This window comes from uncultured Lutibacter sp. (assembly GCF_937891065.1).
Lineage (GTDB): Bacteria > Bacteroidota > Bacteroidia > Flavobacteriales > Flavobacteriaceae > Lutibacter.
In genome coordinates, this window is the sequence record NZ_CALAEQ010000159.1 from 23,426 (window position 1) to 41,956 (window position 18,531).

General features: G+C 28.9%; 15 protein-coding genes. 4 read left to right on the top strand and 11 right to left on the bottom strand.

The features are described 5' to 3' along the window. The first annotated feature begins 70 nt into the window (after positions 1 to 70). From Q0352_RS08790 to Q0352_RS08800, 3 genes are read left to right on the top strand one after another with little or no spacing between them, the layout of a single operon-like run. Entirely contained in the window at positions 71 to 3,772 is a 3,702-nt protein-coding gene (locus tag Q0352_RS08790) for a metallophosphoesterase (RefSeq protein WP_299526763.1), read from the top strand. A 24-nt stretch (positions 3,773 to 3,796) separates the two neighbouring features. Next, positions 3,797 to 4,987, top strand: coding sequence for an alpha/beta hydrolase-fold protein (locus Q0352_RS08795; protein ID WP_299526765.1), 1,191 nt, complete (start codon positions 3,797 to 3,799; stop codon positions 4,985 to 4,987). A 7-nt stretch (positions 4,988 to 4,994) separates the two neighbouring features. After that, positions 4,995 to 6,152: a C1 family peptidase gene (locus Q0352_RS08800; protein WP_299526767.1), complete on the top strand. Its 1,158-nt coding sequence runs from the start codon at positions 4,995 to 4,997 to the stop codon at positions 6,150 to 6,152. Positions 6,153 to 6,205: 53 nt separating this feature from the next. Here Q0352_RS08800 and ppk2 (Q0352_RS08805) read toward each other — a convergent pair whose 3' ends face one another. From ppk2 (Q0352_RS08805) to Q0352_RS08850, 10 genes are all read right to left on the bottom strand, one after another. Continuing rightward, positions 6,206 to 7,000, bottom strand: coding sequence for a polyphosphate kinase 2 (ppk2, locus tag Q0352_RS08805; RefSeq protein WP_299526769.1), 795 nt, complete (start codon positions 6,998 to 7,000; stop codon positions 6,206 to 6,208). A 1-nt stretch (position 7,001) separates the two neighbouring features. Next, a complete protein-coding gene (gene ppk2, locus Q0352_RS08810) occupies positions 7,002 to 7,859 on the bottom strand; it encodes a polyphosphate kinase 2 (RefSeq protein ID WP_299526771.1) in 858 nt (285 codons plus the stop codon). Between the two features lie 2 nt (positions 7,860 to 7,861). Beyond that, the gene (locus Q0352_RS08815) at positions 7,862 to 8,584 is read right to left on the bottom strand and encodes a sulfite exporter TauE/SafE family protein (protein ID WP_299526773.1); all 723 of its coding nucleotides are present in this window, start codon (positions 8,582 to 8,584) and stop codon (positions 7,862 to 7,864) included. A gap of 1 nt (position 8,585) precedes the next feature. After that, positions 8,586 to 9,041, bottom strand: coding sequence for a FixH family protein (locus tag Q0352_RS08820; protein ID WP_299526775.1), 456 nt, complete (start codon positions 9,039 to 9,041; stop codon positions 8,586 to 8,588). Continuing rightward, the gene (ccoG, locus tag Q0352_RS08825) at positions 9,042 to 10,457 is read right to left on the bottom strand and encodes a cytochrome c oxidase accessory protein CcoG (protein ID WP_299526777.1); all 1,416 of its coding nucleotides are present in this window, start codon (positions 10,455 to 10,457) and stop codon (positions 9,042 to 9,044) included. Positions 10,458 to 10,620: 163 nt separating this feature from the next. Beyond that, complete coding sequence (locus tag Q0352_RS08830) at positions 10,621 to 11,301, bottom strand: cbb3-type cytochrome c oxidase N-terminal domain-containing protein (RefSeq protein ID WP_299526779.1); 681 nt, start codon at positions 11,299 to 11,301, stop codon at positions 10,621 to 10,623. Then, on the bottom strand, positions 11,294 to 11,491 hold the full coding sequence (locus Q0352_RS08835; RefSeq protein ID WP_299526781.1) for a CcoQ/FixQ family Cbb3-type cytochrome c oxidase assembly chaperone: 198 nt from the start codon (positions 11,489 to 11,491) through the stop codon (positions 11,294 to 11,296). The genes Q0352_RS08830 and Q0352_RS08835 overlap by 8 nt, the downstream gene beginning before the upstream one ends. 6 nt (positions 11,492 to 11,497) lie before the next feature. After that, positions 11,498 to 13,669 (bottom strand): cytochrome-c oxidase, cbb3-type subunit I, encoded by a 2,172-nt coding sequence (gene ccoN / locus Q0352_RS08840; RefSeq protein WP_299526783.1) that lies wholly within the window; start codon positions 13,667 to 13,669, stop codon positions 11,498 to 11,500. Between the two features lie 24 nt (positions 13,670 to 13,693). Further along, positions 13,694 to 13,897, bottom strand: a complete 204-nt coding sequence (gene ccoS / locus Q0352_RS08845) for a cbb3-type cytochrome oxidase assembly protein CcoS (RefSeq protein ID WP_299526785.1) — start codon at positions 13,895 to 13,897, stop codon at positions 13,694 to 13,696. A 110-nt stretch (positions 13,898 to 14,007) separates the two neighbouring features. After that, positions 14,008 to 16,377: a heavy metal translocating P-type ATPase metal-binding domain-containing protein gene (locus Q0352_RS08850; protein WP_299526787.1), complete on the bottom strand. Its 2,370-nt coding sequence runs from the start codon at positions 16,375 to 16,377 to the stop codon at positions 14,008 to 14,010. 113 nt (positions 16,378 to 16,490) lie between these two features. On the opposite strand from Q0352_RS08850, the gene Q0352_RS08855 reads away from it, so the two are divergent. Next, positions 16,491 to 17,177 (top strand): Crp/Fnr family transcriptional regulator, encoded by a 687-nt coding sequence (locus tag Q0352_RS08855; protein ID WP_299526789.1) that lies wholly within the window; start codon positions 16,491 to 16,493, stop codon positions 17,175 to 17,177. Between the two features lie 82 nt (positions 17,178 to 17,259). On the opposite strand, the gene Q0352_RS08860 is transcribed toward Q0352_RS08855, so the two are convergent. Then, positions 17,260 to 18,504, bottom strand: coding sequence for a pyridoxal phosphate-dependent aminotransferase family protein (locus Q0352_RS08860; protein ID WP_299526791.1), 1,245 nt, complete (start codon positions 18,502 to 18,504; stop codon positions 17,260 to 17,262). Between the last annotated feature and the right edge of the window lie 27 nt (positions 18,505 to 18,531).

Consider the following 18,531-nt stretch of genomic DNA (forward strand, 5'->3'; position numbering starts at 1 on the left):
TCAAAATATTAAGTATTCCCCAAAAATACATAAAATTATGTACTTTTAGACTTTCAAAATTAGGATATAAATGCAAACGTATTTTAAACATCTATTATATTTTTTAACTATTAGTTTTCTAGTATCGAGCTGCGCTACTTATAATGCTCAGTATACAAACGATAATTGGAAAACTGAAATTGATACATTAACAGATGATTCTGAAATTGAGCACTCATTTTATTTTATTGGTGATGCCGGTAATGCTGCCTTAAATAAAGATTTATTACATTTTAATTTATTAAAAGAAGAATTAGTTACTGCTTCCAAAAAATCGACTGTTTTATTTTTGGGTGATAACATTTATGAAAAAGGATTACCAAAAAAAGAAGATTCAGAGCGTGATTTAGCTGAACATCGATTAAATGCACAATTAAAATTGGTTGAAAACTATAAAGGGCAAACCATTTTTATTCCTGGTAACCATGATTATTACAGCAACGGAATTGAAGGTCTTGCACGTCAAGAAAAATATATTACTAAAAAACTTCAAAATAAAAATACTTTTTTACCCAAAAATGGTTGTGCCATTGAAAAAGTGAATATTTCAGAAAATATTGTTTTAATTATTATTGATTCACAATGGTATTTAGAAAACTGGGATAACAACCCAACTATGAATGATGATTGTGAAATTAAAACACGAAAACATTTTTTTAGTGAATTTGAAAGTCTAATCAAAAAAAATGAAGATAAAACAACGCTAGTTGCAATTCACCATCCAATGTTTAGTAATGGCTCCCATAATGGGCAATACTCGCTTAAACAACAACTATACCCAATAAACAATAAAATTCCTTTACCATTATTGGGCTCTCTAGCCAATTTATTACGAAAAACAAGTGGTGCTTCACCACAGGACATGATGAATCCTTTATATAGAGAACTTAAAAATAGATTGGTTACGCTATCTCAAAAAAATAAAAATATTATTTTTGTTTCTGGTCATGACCATAATTTGCAATACATTTTTAAAGATAATATTCCACAAATAATTAGTGGTTCTGGCTCAAAAACTTCGGCTACAAGAAATATAAATGGTGGCCATTTTTCATTTGGAGGTTTAGGATATGCAAAATTAACAGTATACAAAAATGGCTCTTCCTGGGTTGATTATTATACTGAAGAAGAGGGGAAACAAAAACTACTTTTTAAAACTGAAATTAAACCAGCAGACATAAGTAAACACAAAATTAATTTCTCATCAAATTTCCCTAAAGTTGTTTCTGCTTCAATTTATGAAGAAAAAGAGGTTTCAAAGGGGGAATTTTATAAAAGCTTATGGGGCAAACACTATAGAAAGTATTACGGTACAAAAATTTTAGCACCAACAGTTCTTTTAGATACTTTATTTGGTGGGTTAACACCTGTTAGAAAAGGTGGAGGAAACCAATCCCGTTCTCTTCGATTAGAAGATAAAAACGGAAAAGAATATGTTATGAGGGCTTTACGTAAAAGTGCTACTCAATATTTACAAGCTGTTGCTTTTAAAAACCAATATATTGAAGGGCAATTTGACAATACACTTACTGAAAATTTATTGTTAGATATTTATACAACCGCACATCCTTATGCACCATTTACAATTGGGAAATTAGCTGATGCCGCTAACATTTATCACACAAACCCTACATTGTATTACATTCCAAAACAAAATGCGTTACTTGACTTTAATACTGATTATGGAGATGAATTATATATGATAGAAGAACGTGCAGCATCAGGCCATGGTAATTTAGAAAGTTTTGGATATTCAAACAAGTTGATTAGTACTTCAGATTTATTAAAAAACTTACGAAAATCTGATGATAATTCTCTAGATGAAGAAAGCTATATAAGAGCCCGTTTGTTTGATATGCTAATTGGTGATTGGGATAGACACGAAGACCAATGGCGCTGGGCTGAATTTAAAGATGGTGAAAAAACTATTTATAAACCTGTTCCAAGAGACAGAGATCAGGCATTTTCAAAATACGATGGGTTTATTTTAGGCTTTTTAACACGTGCAATTCCAACATTAAAATTAATGCAAGTGTATGATGATGAAATGAGAAGTGTTAAGTGGTTTAATTTAGAGCCTTACCCATTAGACAAAGCTCTTATTAATATATCAACATATAAAAATTGGAAAGAACAAGTACAATATCTTCAAGATAATATTACTGATGAAGATATTGAAAACGCTTTTAATGAAATGCCTGATGAAGTAAAAGATAAAACTATTTCGGATATTAAATTAAAATTAAAAGGTCGCCTTAAAAACTTACAAAAAATTGCTAAAGTATATCAGCAGCATTTATCAAAATATGCTGTTATAAAAGGAACTGATAAAGATAATTGGTTTGATATTGAGCGATTACAAGGTGGAAAAACTTTAATAAAAGTTTTCAATATTAAAAATGGTGAAAAAGGAAGCCAAATATTTGAGAATAGCTATTCTAAAAACGAAACCAAAGAAATATGGGTGTATGGCTTAGATGATAAAGATGTTTTTAATGTAACTGGTGTAAAAAATATTATAATTCCTATACGTATTATTGGAGGACAAAACAATGATACATATAATATTGAGAATGGAAAAAAAGTTACCTTGTACGATTATAAAACAAAAAAAAATACTTTCAAAACCACCAAAGGCAAACAAAAACTATTTAATAATTATGATGCAAACTCATACAATTATAAAAAATTGAAGTACAGCCAAAATCAATTAATCCCAGCAATAGGATCTAATCCAGATGATGGATTTAAAATTGGAATTAATAATGTTTTTACGATATATGGTTTTGAAAGGAATCCATTTACGCAGCAACACACTTTAAATGCAGCTTACTTTTTTGCAAACAAAGGTTTTGATTTAAAATACAATGCTGAATTTGCTTCTATTTTTAATAATTGGAATTTTTTAATAGAAACTGAATATACAAGCCCTAATTATACTATAAATTATTTTGGACAAGGTAATGAAACTATAAATTATGAAGACGAATTTGATGAAGATTATAATAGAGTTCGTTTAAGTACGTATGCTGCAGACCCATCATTAATATGGAACGGACGCATGGGAGCAAAATTTAAAATTGGTGGAATATTTGAGAGTATTGAAGTTGAAAAAACAGCAAATAGATATATTAATACTATTAATTACATATTAGATAAAAGGAAAACATATATAGGAGCTAAAACTTCGTATTCATATGATAACTATGATACTAAAGCATTTCCTACAACTGGAATGAGTTTTTCAATTGAAACTGGTTGGAAAAGTAATATTGATAATCAAAAAGAAAATCACGCCTACATTGTACCATCGTTAAGTATTAATCACAAAATTACATCAAACGGAAAAATTGTTTTTGCAACAAAATTTAAAAGTAATATAATAATTGGTGATAATTTTGAGTTCTATAATGCAGCAAGCATTGGTGGTTATGACGGGTTACGAGGATATAGAAATCAACGTTTTTCTGGTAACAAATCATTTTACCAAAACACTGATATACGCTTTAACTTAAAAAAAGTTAAAACCAACTTATTACCTCTTCAAATAGGTTTATTTGGAGGTTTTGATTACGGAAGAATTTGGTTAGAAAATGAAAATTCAAAAGATTGGAAAACATCGTACGGTGCTGGATTTTGGTTAGTAGGTGCCGAAATGATTAATTTAAACTTATCCGTATTTAATGCCAAAGATGGCCCTTATGTTAGGTTTGGTTTAGGTTTTGGATTTTAATAAAAATATTTAAAAAAATAAGACATGAAACACTTTCACATTTTAATGTTCACGTTACTAATTTCAACTTGTATGTTTTCTCAAAACATACAAGTAAAAAAGTTTAACTCAACGGAACTAAACAATGAACGTTTTTTAAAAATATACATCCCGCCAAGCTATGAAACAGATGCTACAAAAATGTATCCGCTAACTATAGTGCTCGATTCTGAATATTTATTTGATGTATATGTAGGAAACGCGATACTCTTTGCTAATAATGAAGAAGCACCTGAACAAATTATTGTAGGTATTAACCAAAACTATAGAAATGAACGTTACGAAGATTGTTCATATTTAGAAGAAAATAGTTACCCTACACAGCAAGGTGAAAAATTTTATAGATTTATTAGAAGTGAATTATTTCAATATTTTGAAGAAAATTATAGAATCTCACCTTTTAAAAGTATTGTTGGTAATACATTAACCGCAAACTTCACAAATTACTTTTTAGTTGAAGATTACCCAGCTTTTAATGCATTCATTAACATAAATCCATATTATGCATTGGATATGCCAACAATGCTTCAAACTAAAATAACGTCTTTAAATGGTGAAAATATTTATTATTATTTAAGCAATACTAAATACAATTTAGACAAATGGAAAAACTCCATAAATACAGTAAACACTTTATTAAGTACAATCAATAATCCAAAACTTAAATACAAATTTGATTCTTTTGATAATAGCTCTAAAACAGCATCTATTGGACAAGCAATTCCAAGTGCGTTGGCTTTTATTTTTGAAATGTATTCAGCTATTTCAAAAGAAGAATTTGATACAAATATTAAGCATTTATCACCACCTGATGCAATTGCTTATTTAGAAAATAAATATGTAGAAATTGAATACTTGTTTGGTAGCAATTTAAAAATTAGAGAACAAGATATTTTTGCTATTGAATCAATCATTTTAGATAAAGAAAATGGAGATTATTTACTGAATTTTGGTGAAATGATTAATAAATTATATAAAGAATCTCCAATTGGAGATTATTATATTGGCCGTTTTTATGAAACAGGAAACAAACTAAAATTAGCATTAAGATATTATAAAAATGGTTATATGAAATTACCAGAAGGCGATCCAAATGCTGATGGATATTACGAAAATATTGAAAGAGTTCTAAATAAAAGAGATGGAACTTATATTGATCCAACAATTGAAAATTAAATAAACAATGAAAAAAACAATACTATCAATCGCTTTTTTTGCGATTGCAATTTCACTCTTCGCACAAGAAGATAGCTTTGTAAAAGTTAACATTCCAAACGATGAAAAATACAATTTTACACCTATTATTGATATTGAAGCATCAGCTGTTAAAAGTCAAGGAAATACAGGAACATGCTGGAGTTTTTCAGCTTCATCATTTTTAGAATCGGAAATTTATAGAAATTCTGGTGAATTGATTGATATTTCTGAAATGTATACTGTACGAAACACTTATACTGCTAAAGCCTGGAATTATGTAATGCGTCAAGGAAAAATTCAATTTAGTGAAGGTGGTTTGGCACATGATGTTATGAATTCTATTCAAAAAAACGGATTGGTTCCTGATAGCGCCTATTCTGGGTTGCAAGGTGAAGCTACAAAACACAATCACGCACAAATTGTACCTGAACTTCAAAAAGTATTAGATGCTTATATTAAAAATGATAAAAAATCTGAGTACCCAAACTGGAGAATTGCTGTAGATTCAATTTTAGATGTGCATTTAGGAAAAGTATCAGAAAATTTTATGTACAATGATACTTTTTACACACCAACATCATTTTTAGAAATGACCAAAGTAAATGCTTCAGATTATATTACACTAACGTCATTTATTCATCAACCATATTACACTAAATTTGTTTTAAACATTCCTGATAATTTTTCAAATGGAACTTTTTACAATATTAAATTAGAACAATTAGTTTCTGAAGTTGATAATGCCCTAAAAAAAGGCTATTCGTTAGCATTAGATTGTGATGTTTCTGAAAAAACATTTTCACAAAAATTTGGTGTTGCCATCATTCCTAAAAATGTGGATAATAATGAAAAATCATTAACCTATATTGTTGAAGAAAATGACATTACACCAGAATTAAGGCAACAAGAATTTGAAAATTACAATACTACAGACGACCATTTAATGCATATTGTAGGTTTAGTTAAAGACCAAAACGACACTGAATATTATAAAGTAAAGAATTCATGGGGAAGTACTGGTGATCGTATTGGTAATAGAGGATACGTATATATGAGTAAAGCTTTTTTTAAACTTAAAACCATTTCGGTTATGGTACATAAAGATGTATTAACTGAGGAATTAAAACAGGAATTTAAGATTTAAGCTTAAAAGAAATAGGGTTTAATTTTAAAATTAAACCCTATTTCTTTTACTTTTTAGACTTCCTTATTTTTATCATAAGGAATACTATTTAATATATGATTAATAGCAACTACCCTAGCTGATGTTTTTTTATTTGCTCTAATAATTTTCCATGGGATATTTCCTTCCTTTGTTTTTTCAAACATTTTATTTTTATATTCTGTATAAACATTCCATAATTCTTGAGCTTTTTCATCAACTGCAGTCATTTTCCATTGTTTCAATGGATTGCTTTTAATATCCTCAAAACGTTTGACTTGTTCCTTTTTAGAGATTGACATATACATTTTAACTAAACGTATCCCCGATTCAGTAATCATACGTTCAAAATCATTCACTTGACTCATGAATATTTCGTGTTCTTCTTTTGTGCAAAACCCGTTTACTGGTTCAACAACAGCTCTATTATACCAACTACGGTCAAAAAAAACTATTTCCCCCGCTTTTGGAAATTGCCTAACATACCGCTGAAAATACCATTGTGTTTTTTCATCTTCAGTTGGTTTTGGCAATGCGATAATGCGTAGATGACGAGGATTCATATGTTCAGTTGCTCGTCTAATAGCACCACCTTTTCCAGCAGCATCACGACCTTCAAAAATCACAATAATTCGTTCATTTTTTTCAATTGCCCAAAATTGTAATCTTATCAATTCAACTTGTAGCTTTTTTAATTTTTTTTCATATTTAACATATCTAACCGCTTTTTCTAAATTATATGGTTCTTTTGCTAACAAAGCTTTTAACCCTTTATTTGTATTTAGAATAGCAACATCATCATCAGTTAATTTAAATCCATTTTCCTCCATCTTAATTTAATCTTTTAGACGATCTATAATATCTCATTACAACATTCGGATCAGGCAATAAAGTTGTTAAAGCCTCATCTTTTCCATCATATTCAAATTGCGATAAAACATATCTTATACTCTCTAATCTTGCAATTTCTTTATCGTTAGCTTTCACAGTTATCCATGGACTATAACTTGTATGTGTTTTACTAAACATTTGTTCTCTATAGTGTGTGTATTTATCCCAAAGTTCCTGTCCTTTTTGGTCAACAGGGCTAAATTTCCAACGTTTTAATGGAGTTGATATTCTAGATTTAAACCTCGATAATTGCTCTTCTTTTAAAATAGAAAACCAGAATTTAATAATAATTGTTCCATCTTCATACAACATATGCTCAAATTCAGGTACTTGTACAATAAATTTTTGATATTGTTCCTCTGAGCAAAAGCCCATAACAGGTTCAACAACAGCTCTATTATACCAGCTTCTATCAAAAAACACTATTTCCCCTGGGTTAGGCAATCTACGAATGTAGCGTCTAAAATACCATTGTCCTTGCTCAACTTCTGTTGGTTTAGCTAACGCCACCACACGCATTGACCGCGGGTTTAGATGTTCTGTAAATCTACGTATAGTGCCTCCTTTACCTGCAGCATCGCGTCCTTCAAAAAGGATAACAACTCGTTTTCTGTTTTTAGATACCCAACGCTGTAGCTTCACTAATTCAATCTGTAAACGACGTAATTCCTCTTCATAAAATAATTTTTTATTTACTTTATCAATTGAAATTTTCTTTTGCTTAATTATTTGTAAAAGTTCATTATTTGAAGATGCTTTTTCAAAATCTTTAAGAGTTAATTTTTGTTTTTCTTTCATTATTAATCATCATTTTCAACAGTTATACACTCCGTTGGATTATTAGAGAGTTGCAATTTAGCATCGGAAGGTGAAATATAAGGAATTCCCAATCCTAATCCTCGCAAAATAAATAATATTCCTATAATCACTACAAAAACTGGTATTACTTTTTGAATTTTTGTTCGAAATGATACGCTTACAAAATTACCTAATAGTATTGCAGCACTCATCATTGGTATTGTCCCTAAACCAAATATTGCCATGTATAACGCCCCTTGAAACGAGTTCCCAGTTGAAACTGAGCCTATTAATGCCATGTATACCAAACCACAAGGTAAAAAACCATTGAAAAACCCAATTAAAAATAAAGCCTTATTCGACTTTTTACTTAAATAAAAACCGAGTTTTGATTTTACTTTACTAATAATTTTATAAAGTGGTTTTGAAAAGTTGTATTTGTTAAATAAAGAAATTGGAATAATAATAGTAACAATCATAAAAACCCCCATTAAAACTGATAAACGTTGCTGAAAACCAGCTAAATACAATCCTTTACCAATAAATCCAAACAGCAATCCAATTAAAGAATAACTAATTAACCTTCCAATATGATATAAAAATGTTTGAAAAAACACTTTCATTTTTGAAGATCTATCAATAGGTAATACAAAAGCTATTGGTCCACACATACCAATACAGTGAAAACTCCCTGCTAAGCCTAAAACAAGTGCAGTCCAAAGCATATTAATACATTATTTTTTCCTTAAATAAATAAGTGTTATTATTATTTACAGTCCATTCAATTTTAACATTCCACCGTCCTTCAACTAACTTTTCATTAGGAATAAGCAAATCATTTGTCACTAATTCAATAGGTAATAGAAAATCTATTTTATCATTAGATAATCTTTGAAAAGCTATAGTTCCTTTAATTTTTGAAGCTTCAAACTCTGAAGGAAAACTAATTAATAAACCTAAATCCACCTTTTTCCATATAATATTTTGCTTTAATTCAGCCGCATTATTCAATTTATCAATTTCTTGTTGATAATTTAATTCATCTTTATAATAATCTTCTGAAACCAAGTTATGTCCATATTCTGGCATAAAAACTGCCTTATACAAAAATGATAGTATAAAAATCATAAATGATGCTAATGCAATTACAATACCCGCAGGCCAACTAATTTTAAACTTCATTTAATTAATTTTTATAGGTCCTGAAAAATTAGTTGAAGTTTTTTCAATTAATTTTCCGTTAGAATAAATTCCAATTTTTAATTTTTCTTTTGATGAACTCAAATCAATTTTGTTAATTTCAATAAATAGAGTTCCTTCTTTTAATCCTTGTTTTTCAATATTCATAATTCCTCCAATCATTTCTATACTTCCATTGTGTGAAATTAATTTTATTTCAACATTCTCAATATCTTCAGTAGTTTTATTGATAAACTTAACGGTATACACATTTTTTACAGTAGTTTCAGTTGATTGAAATGTTTGTCCTGGTAACCTAAGTATTGTTGCTTCCAAATCAGTTCTTAAAAATAACATTGTTGTAAGAACAACAACCAAAATTGTTAATATTGCTGAGTACGCAATTAAACGTGCATTAAATTTGAATTTTTCTTTTTTCTCAATATCATCTTCAGAAGCATATCTAATTAAACCTCTATCAAAACCTGTTTTATCCATTATTTCATCACAAGCATCAATACAAGCTGTACAGTTAATACATTCTAATTGTGTACCATTTCTAATGTCAATTCCTGTTGGACAAACTTGTACACACTGTTTACAATCTATACAATCTCCATGTCCTAAATCATCTCTATTTTCATCCTTTCGTAATTTCTTTCTTCCATTATCACCTTCACCTCTTACAAAATCATAAGCAACATTAATAGACTTATTATCTAAAAGAACCCCTTGCAACCTTCCATATGGGCACACAATAATACATACTTGTTCTCTAAACCAAGCAAATATAAAATAAAATACAGCTGTGAATACAAGCAAATAAATAAGTGTATTTAAATGTTCAAAAGGGCCGTCTGTTATATAACTTAAAACTTGGTCGGAACCAATTATGTATGCTAAAAATACATTAGAAATAACAAATGAAATAATAAAGAAAGTTATCCATTTTAATAAACGCTTTCTGATTTTTTCAGCATTCCAATCTTGTTTATCAAGTTTTATTTGTTTGGGCCTATCACCTTCAATTAAGTATTCAACTTTTCTAAAAACCATTTCCATAAAAATAGTTTGAGGGCACATCCAACCACAAAAAATTCGACCAAAAATCACTGTAAATAAAATAATAAATACAACACTTACTAATAATGAAATTACCAATAAATGAAAATCTTGTGGCCAAAATGGAAATCCGAAAATATGAAATTTCCGTTCTATAACATTAAATAATAAAAACTGATTACCTTTTATTTTAATAAATGGAGAGGCTACCATAATTGCTAATAAGACCCAACTTACAATAGTTCTATAATTATAAAATCTCCCTTTTGGTTTTTTTGGAAATATAAAATTACGATTACCACTATCATCAATTGTTGCAATTGTGTCTCTAAAGATTTCTTTATTTTCTGAATTCATAATGGATTAAAAATGTATTTTTTTCAAGCAAATTTATGCTTAATTAAAGAACTTTAAAGACACAAAAGTGACAAAAATCATAAAACAGCTAAGCTAGTTTTACTATAAAAACAAAAACATAGCACTAATTAAAGTACTATGTTTTTTACGCACTTTATTATTTTTATTCTTCTATTACCTCTTCTACAACTTCAACTTCTTCTACTGGAAAAATAATATCTCCTTCAGCAGTTTTTGGATTGGCAGGTGAAGTACCTTGCATTGAAATAATATAACTAGCCAATTGAATTCTTTCTTCTCTAGTAATTGTACTTTCCCAAGCAATCATACCTTTTCCAGGTCTACCTCCATTTGTAATAGTGTTAAACAGAGCTTTTACGTCTCCACCTAAAATCCAACTATTATCAGTTAAATTAGGTCCAATACTACCACCTAAATCATTTAAATGACACGCAAAACAAGTTTTAGTTGTAAACAACTCTTTTCCTTTTGCTAAGTTTTCTTCATCATTAAAAGCAACAATATTATCTGTATTAAAAAGTTCTGGATTAGCAGCCTTATAAGCCTCAACCTCTGCTTTACCTTGTGCTACTTCAGCAGCATATTCTTCTGCCTGACTATACTCTTCAGAATTATAAAATACTTGAAAGTAATAAAATATACTAATTATAATAGTTATATAAAAACCATACAACCACCAAGGTGGTAATACATTGTCTAATTCTTTAATACCATCATAATCATGGTCTAACATTATATCTTCTTCTGTCCCTAATTCATGAGCTTTGGTCAAAGATTTCATAAATCTTTTCCAACCTGATATATTTTCTGAATTTTTATTCATGAGTAATTTCTTTACTGTTATTATCGTTATCTAAAGGTAATTGACTTACAATATCAATTTTACTTTTTGGCAATTTTATAACAAATATTATCATTGTTATAAAAACTACAAAGAAGAGTAATAATGAAATTATTGGATAAATTTCAACTCCATCAATACCTGATAAATTATGTTTAATAAATTTTAACATTTAATATTATTTTAGTGCTGTATTTTTATTTCCTTTAATATCAGTTCCTAAACGTTGTAAATAAGCTATTAAAGCTACAATTTCCTTATTTTGAATATTACTAGATCCGTAGTTTGTTACAAATTCAGGATCTTGTCTTAAACTATTCTCTATTTCTTTAGCTTGAGTTAATAATGCTTGCTTTGCTCCTGTAATCTCTTCATCACTATAAGGAACGCCTAATTTAACTAAAGCACTCATTTTACTTTCAAGATTCGAAGCATTCATATCATTTCTAATTAACCAAGAATAACGAGGCATAATTGAACCTGGTGATGTAGATCGAGGATCTAACATATGGTTAAAATGCCAGTTGTCGTTATATTTACCTCCAATTCTATGTACATCTGGTCCTGTTCTACGTGATCCCCATAGGAATGGAAAATCATAAACGAACTCACCTGCTTTAGAATATTCACCATAACGTTCTACTTCTGAACGGAAAGGTCGAATCATTTGTGAATGACAATTATTACAACCTTCTCTAATATAAATATCTCTACCTTCTAATTCTAATGGAGTATAAGGTTTAACACTTTCAATTTTTGTAACATTAGATTTTACTAAAATTAAAGGCACTATTTCAACCAAACCACCAATTAAAACTGCAACTGTTGTTAAAACTGTAAATAAAATAGTTCTTCTTTCTAACCAAGTATGCCATCCTTCACCGGCAATTCTTTGTCCACTAATTTTTTTCAATGGCACTGCTTCTGCTAATTCATCTTCAACTGTTGAACCTGCTTTTGCTGTTTTTATAACATTTATAGCTAATAAAATAAATCCTGTTAAATACAAAGTACCTCCTATTGCGCGCATAGCGTACATAGGTAATACTTCAGTAACAGTTTCTAAAAAGTTTCCATAAACTAGAGTACCATCAGGATTAAATTGTTTCCACATAAATGCTTGTGTAAACCCCGCTACATATAAAGGAATTGCATAAAAAAGAATTCCTAAAGTTCCTAGCCAAAAGTGAGTATTTGCTAGTTTTTTAGAATATAATGGTGTTTTCCAAAGTTTTTCTGCTAACCAATACACAATACCTGCAATCATAAATCCATTCCAAGCTAAAGCACCAATATGAACGTGACCAACAATCCAGTCTGTATAATGACCAATTGCATTTAAATTTTTAAATGAAAGCATTGGACCTTCAAAAGTTGCCATACCGTAACCTGTAATTGCAACTACAAAGAATTTTAATACTGGATTCTCTCTAACTTTATCCCACGCTCCACGAAGTGTTAATAAACCGTTAATCATACCACCCCAAGATGGAAAAATTAGCATAATTGAAAATACTGTCCCTAAATTTTGTGCCCATTCTGGCAAAGCAGTATATAATAAATGGTGAGGACCGGCCCAAATGTATAAGAATATTAATGTCCAAAAGTGAATAATAGATAATCTATATGAGTAAACAGGTCTATTCGCAACTTTAGGAACAAAATAATACATTAAACCAAGAACAGGTGTTGTTAAGAAAAATGCAACTGCATTATGACCATACCACCACTGTACCAATGCATCTTGTACTCCTGAGTATACCGAGTAACTTTTAAAAGCCGATACAGGCATTTCTAAATTATTAAATATGTAGAGAACAGCAATTGTTATCAATGTAGCTATATAAAACCATATTGCAACATATATATGACGCTGTCTTCTTTTTAAGATAGTTCCAATTAAATTAATACCAAATACAACCCAAATTAAAACAACTGCAATATCAATTGGCCATTCTAATTCAGCATATTCTTTGGATGAGTTAAAACCCAAAGGCAATGTAATTGCAGCAGCTACTATAATAGCTTGCCATCCCCAAAAATGAATTCTACTTAAAACATCATTAAACATTCTTGCTTTCAATAATCTTTGAGTTGAATAATAAATTCCCAAAAAGATACCATTACCTACAAAAGCAAAAATTACTGCATTGGTATGAAGTGGGCGCAAACGACCAAAACTTAACCACGAAATGGCGTTATCAGATCCTGCAAATTCTAAATACCCTGGGTAAATAAAAAGTAGCGCTACTAAAAGCCCTACTAACATTCCAACAACTCCCCATAGAATTGTAGCCCAAAGAAACATTTTTACGATTTTATTATCATAATAAAACTGTTCTTTTTCCATACTTGTTTGATTAATTGTTAATTATTATTTAGTTGATTTATTCTTGAATTTTTTCTCTTTTTCTTTTTTGCCTTCTTTTTCTGTAACTAGCTCATCATCAAATAACATACGCACTGAAGGTGTATATGTATCTTCATATTGCCCAGATTTAACTGATTTAATAAATGCAATAAAAAACAAAACGGCTACAATAATACTTACGCCTATTGTAATATACACTACTTCCATTTTATAACTATTTTTTTACCTTTACTTCAAACACAAAAATAATTTTTTATTGATAAAAAAGTATGATATTTATCATATACTTCTTTAAAGTTACTTTTTTATTAAAAATACTATATTTTTTTCGAAATCCAATTCGTTAAAATTGTAACAAAAATCACGATTGATATTGAACTTAAAGGCATTAAAATGGCAGCAACTACCGGTGTTAATTGGCCTGTTAAAGCAAAATACATTCCTATAACATTATATAAAAAAGATAAAACAAAACTTGCTTTAATTATTGACATTGTCTGACTTGCTAATGTTAAAAAGCTTGGTAATTTGTTAAAAAAATTTGCATCAAGTATTGCATCACAAGCTGGAGAAAATACATTTACGTCTTCAGAAATTGCAATCCCAACATTACTTTGCGCCAATGCACCAGCATCATTTAATCCATCTCCAATCATCATTACTTTGTTACCTTTATTTTGAAGTGCTTTTATATATTTTAATTTACTTTCTGGTTTTTGGTTAAATTGAAATTGTGTATTTTCAGGTAATAACTCTTGTAAATATTTCTTTTCCCCATCATTATCACCAGAAAGAATTACCAGATTATATTTTTTTGATAAATTTTCGAAAACTTGTTTTGTTCCTTCTCTATAATTATTCTTAAAAATGTAACTCCCTTTTAATATATTATTAATTTTAATATAAATTGCTGTTTCATTTGTTCCAACACTTTCTGTCTCAACAAAACTCGCTGAACCCAATTTAATTTCTGCATTATTAGTTGTAGCTATAATTCCTTTTCCTAAAATTTCTTCAAAGAAAGTTGGATTTTCAATTGAAGGTTCAACTTCAATATATTTATAAAGTAACCTACTTAATGGATGATTTGAAGCTCTTAAAACAGTTTTTATTATTGAAAGTTCATCAGTAGAAAGTTCTTCACCTTTATAAAATAATTGAGTTTTATCATTAGATGTTATAGTTCCAGTTTTATCAAAAATAATGGTATCTATTTTTGAAATATTTTCAATAGTTTCAGCATTTTTTAAGTAAAACTTCTTATACCCTAAAATTCGTAACATATTTCCAATTGCAAAGGGAGCAGATAATGCTAGCGCACAAGGACAAGCAATAATTAATACCGCCGTAACAACATTTATTGCCATTGATGCATTATAGAAATACCAAAATACACCCGCAATAATAGCGATAATTAAAATTGCAATTGTAAAATATTTACTAATGGTATCTGTGATATTTTTTATAGTAATATCATTAGTTTTATTAAACACATCATTGCTCCAAAGTTGAGTTAAATAACTTTGAGAAATTGTACTAATAACTTCCATTTCAATGGCTCCGGCGGTTTGTTTACCACCTGCAAATAACTTATCTCCAGATTGTTTTATTACTGCTACCGATTCACCAGTTACAAAACTATAATCTATAGCGGCATTCCCATTAATTAAAATTCCATCAACCGGTATTAATTCTTCATTTCTAATTAATAATCTATTTCCTTTAACAATATCATTTACAGAAATACTTTTTTCAATACCATCAACAATTATAGTAACTGCTATAGGAAAATATGATTTATAATCACGTTCAAACGATAAAAAATTATAGGTTTTTTGTTGAAAAAATTTACCTAATAACAAAAAAAGAATTAACCCTGCTAAACTATCAAAAAAGCCTGAGCCAATATCTAACATAATTTCAACTGAACTTCTTATAAATAAAACAGAAATTCCTAGAGCTATTGGAACATCAATATTTAAAATTTTATGCTTAATTCCTTTATATGCTGAAATAAAATAATCTTTTGCAGAATAAAAAACCACTGGAACTGCCATGAAAAACATTAACCATCTGAACAAAGGCTTATATTTTTCTAACCAAAACTCATTAACAGCAAAATATTCTGGAAATGATAATAGCATGATGTTTCCAAAAGCAAAAGCCGCTATAGAAACTTGATAAATTAAGGTTTTATCAACTTTATTTCTTTTCGCATCAGCATCTTCTAAACTTATATAAGGTTCATAACCAATAGATGTAATTAACTCAACAAGTTGTTTTAAATTAGTTTCTTTATTTTTAAAGGTAATTCTAATGGTTTTCATTGGAAAATTTACCATTGAAGTTAAAACTCCATTATTTATTTTATTCAAATTTTCCAAAACCCAAATACATGAACTACAATGAATACTAGGTATATAAAATTCTACTACTGAAGTTTCATTATCATTAAACTCTAAGAGTTTTTCTATAATTTCCTCATTTTCTAAATAATTATATTTGTCTTTTATTTCTTTTGGAATAGTACCAGGGGAAGTTTCTAAATCATAATAACAACTTAGCTCATTAGCATTTAGTATTTCATAAACAGTTTTACAACCGTTACAACAAAACTCTTTTTCATTAAAATGGATTGGTTTTTTACCACAATCTGCTCCACAATGATAACAACTCTTTAAAATCATCCTATAAATTAAGTTCTATGCAAAACTATTCATTAAATAATTCATTGGTATGACAAATATCATTTATTTTTGTACATTTACCCGCACTTACTACAAGTAATAAAATCAAATTTATGTCGAAATGCGGACAATGTATCATTAAAAGATTTAACGCGCTTAAATCTTTAACTCATGATGAGCTAGAAAAATTTTCTGATCATAAAACCTCCCTTTTTATTAAAAAGGGTGAGAATTTAATGACTGAAGGAAATCCTATTAATGGCTTATATTGTATTAGAGATGGTAAAGCTAAATTAACAAAGCTTAGCACTAATGGAAAGGAGCAAATTATAAAATTTGTTAAAGGTGGTGATATTTTAGGCCAACGTTCAATATTAAGTGATGAACCTGTAGGTTTAAACACTACTGCCTTAGAAGATATGCACGTTTGTTTTATTCCTAAACAAGATATTTTAGATACAATTAAAGAAAATGGACAATTTTCTTTAAATATTATGAAGGTTATATCTCATCAATTAAATCAAGCGAACACTTTAATATCTCAAATGGCACAAAAACCAGTTAAAGAACGTTTAGCAGAAACGCTACTTAATTTAGAAGAAATTTTTGGTGTTGATAATGAAGGTTGTATTGATGTTGTTTTAACTAGAGAAGAAATTGCGAATACAATTGGAACAGCTACAGAATCAGCAATTAGATTATTATCAAACTTAAAAAAAGAAGATGTAATTGATTTAATTAATAAAAAGATAAAAATTACAGATAAAAATGCACTTAAAAACATGTCAGACGGTTATTAAGTGTAAAATTTATTTTATCCTATAAAAAAAGCCTTTTAGAAATTCTAAAAGGCTTTTTTTATAACATTTTTAAGCTCATTTATTATATCATTGTAGCTCCAATGCGTTTATAAATACCTTTTTCAAGTTTTGTACGTATTCCTGAAAAAGCTTCTATAGTTACTTTAACATCATCTAATGTATGTGTAGTTGTTGGTATTAATCTTAAAATAATTAAACCTTTTGGAATTACTGGATATACTACAATTGAACAAAATATACCATAATTTTCTCTTAAATCATTTACCATAGCCATTGCTTCTGGAATATCACCTTCTAAGAAAACAGGAGTTACACATGTATTTGTTTTACCTATATTAAAACCATTTTCCTTTAGCCCATTTTGCAAAGCGTTAACATTTTCCCATAACTTTTCTTTAAGTTCAGGCATTGTTCTAAGCATATCTAAACGCTTTAACGCTCCTTTTACCATAGGCATTGGCAATGATTTCGCAAACATTTGTGAACGCATATTATACTGTAAATACTGAATAATATCTTTATCAGCCGCAAAAAATGCTCCAATACCTGCCATAGATTTTGCAAAAGTGGCAAAATACACATCTATTCCATCCTGTACTCCTTGCTCAAAACCAGCTCCTTTACCATCTTTTCCTAAGGTTCCAAAACCGTGAGCATCATCTACTAAAAATCTAAAATTGTACTTTTCTTTTAAAGCAACAATTTCTTTTAATTTTCCTTGCTCCCCACGCATTCCAAAAACTCCTTCTGAAATTACTAAAATACCTCCTCCAGTTTCCTCTGCGTTTTTTGTGGCTCTTTGTAAGTTTTTTTCTAAACTTTCAATATCATTATGTTGGTAAGTAAATCTTTTTCCATGGTGCAATCTAACTCCATCAATAATACATGCATGTGAATCAATATCATATACAATAACATCATGTTTAGTTACTAATGCGTCTATAGCAGACACCATACCTTGATAACCAAAATTTACTAAATATGCAGCTTCTTTTTCAACAAACGCAGCACATTCTTCTTCTAATTGCTCATGATATTTTGTATGACCTGACATCATTCTAGCTCCCATTGGGTAGGCCATACCGTATTCTGCAGCTGCTTCTGCATCTGCTTTTCTAACTTCTGGATGGTTTGCCAACCCAAGATAATCGTTAATACTCCAAGTAATAACTTCTTTACCATTAAACATCATTTTATTAGATATTTCTCCTTCTAATTTTGGAAAAACATAATAACCTTCTGCTTGTTTTGCCCATTTCCCTAATGGACCTTTATCTTTAACTATTCTTTCAAATAAATCTTTCATTGTTTTATTATTTAGGGCAAAATGTAA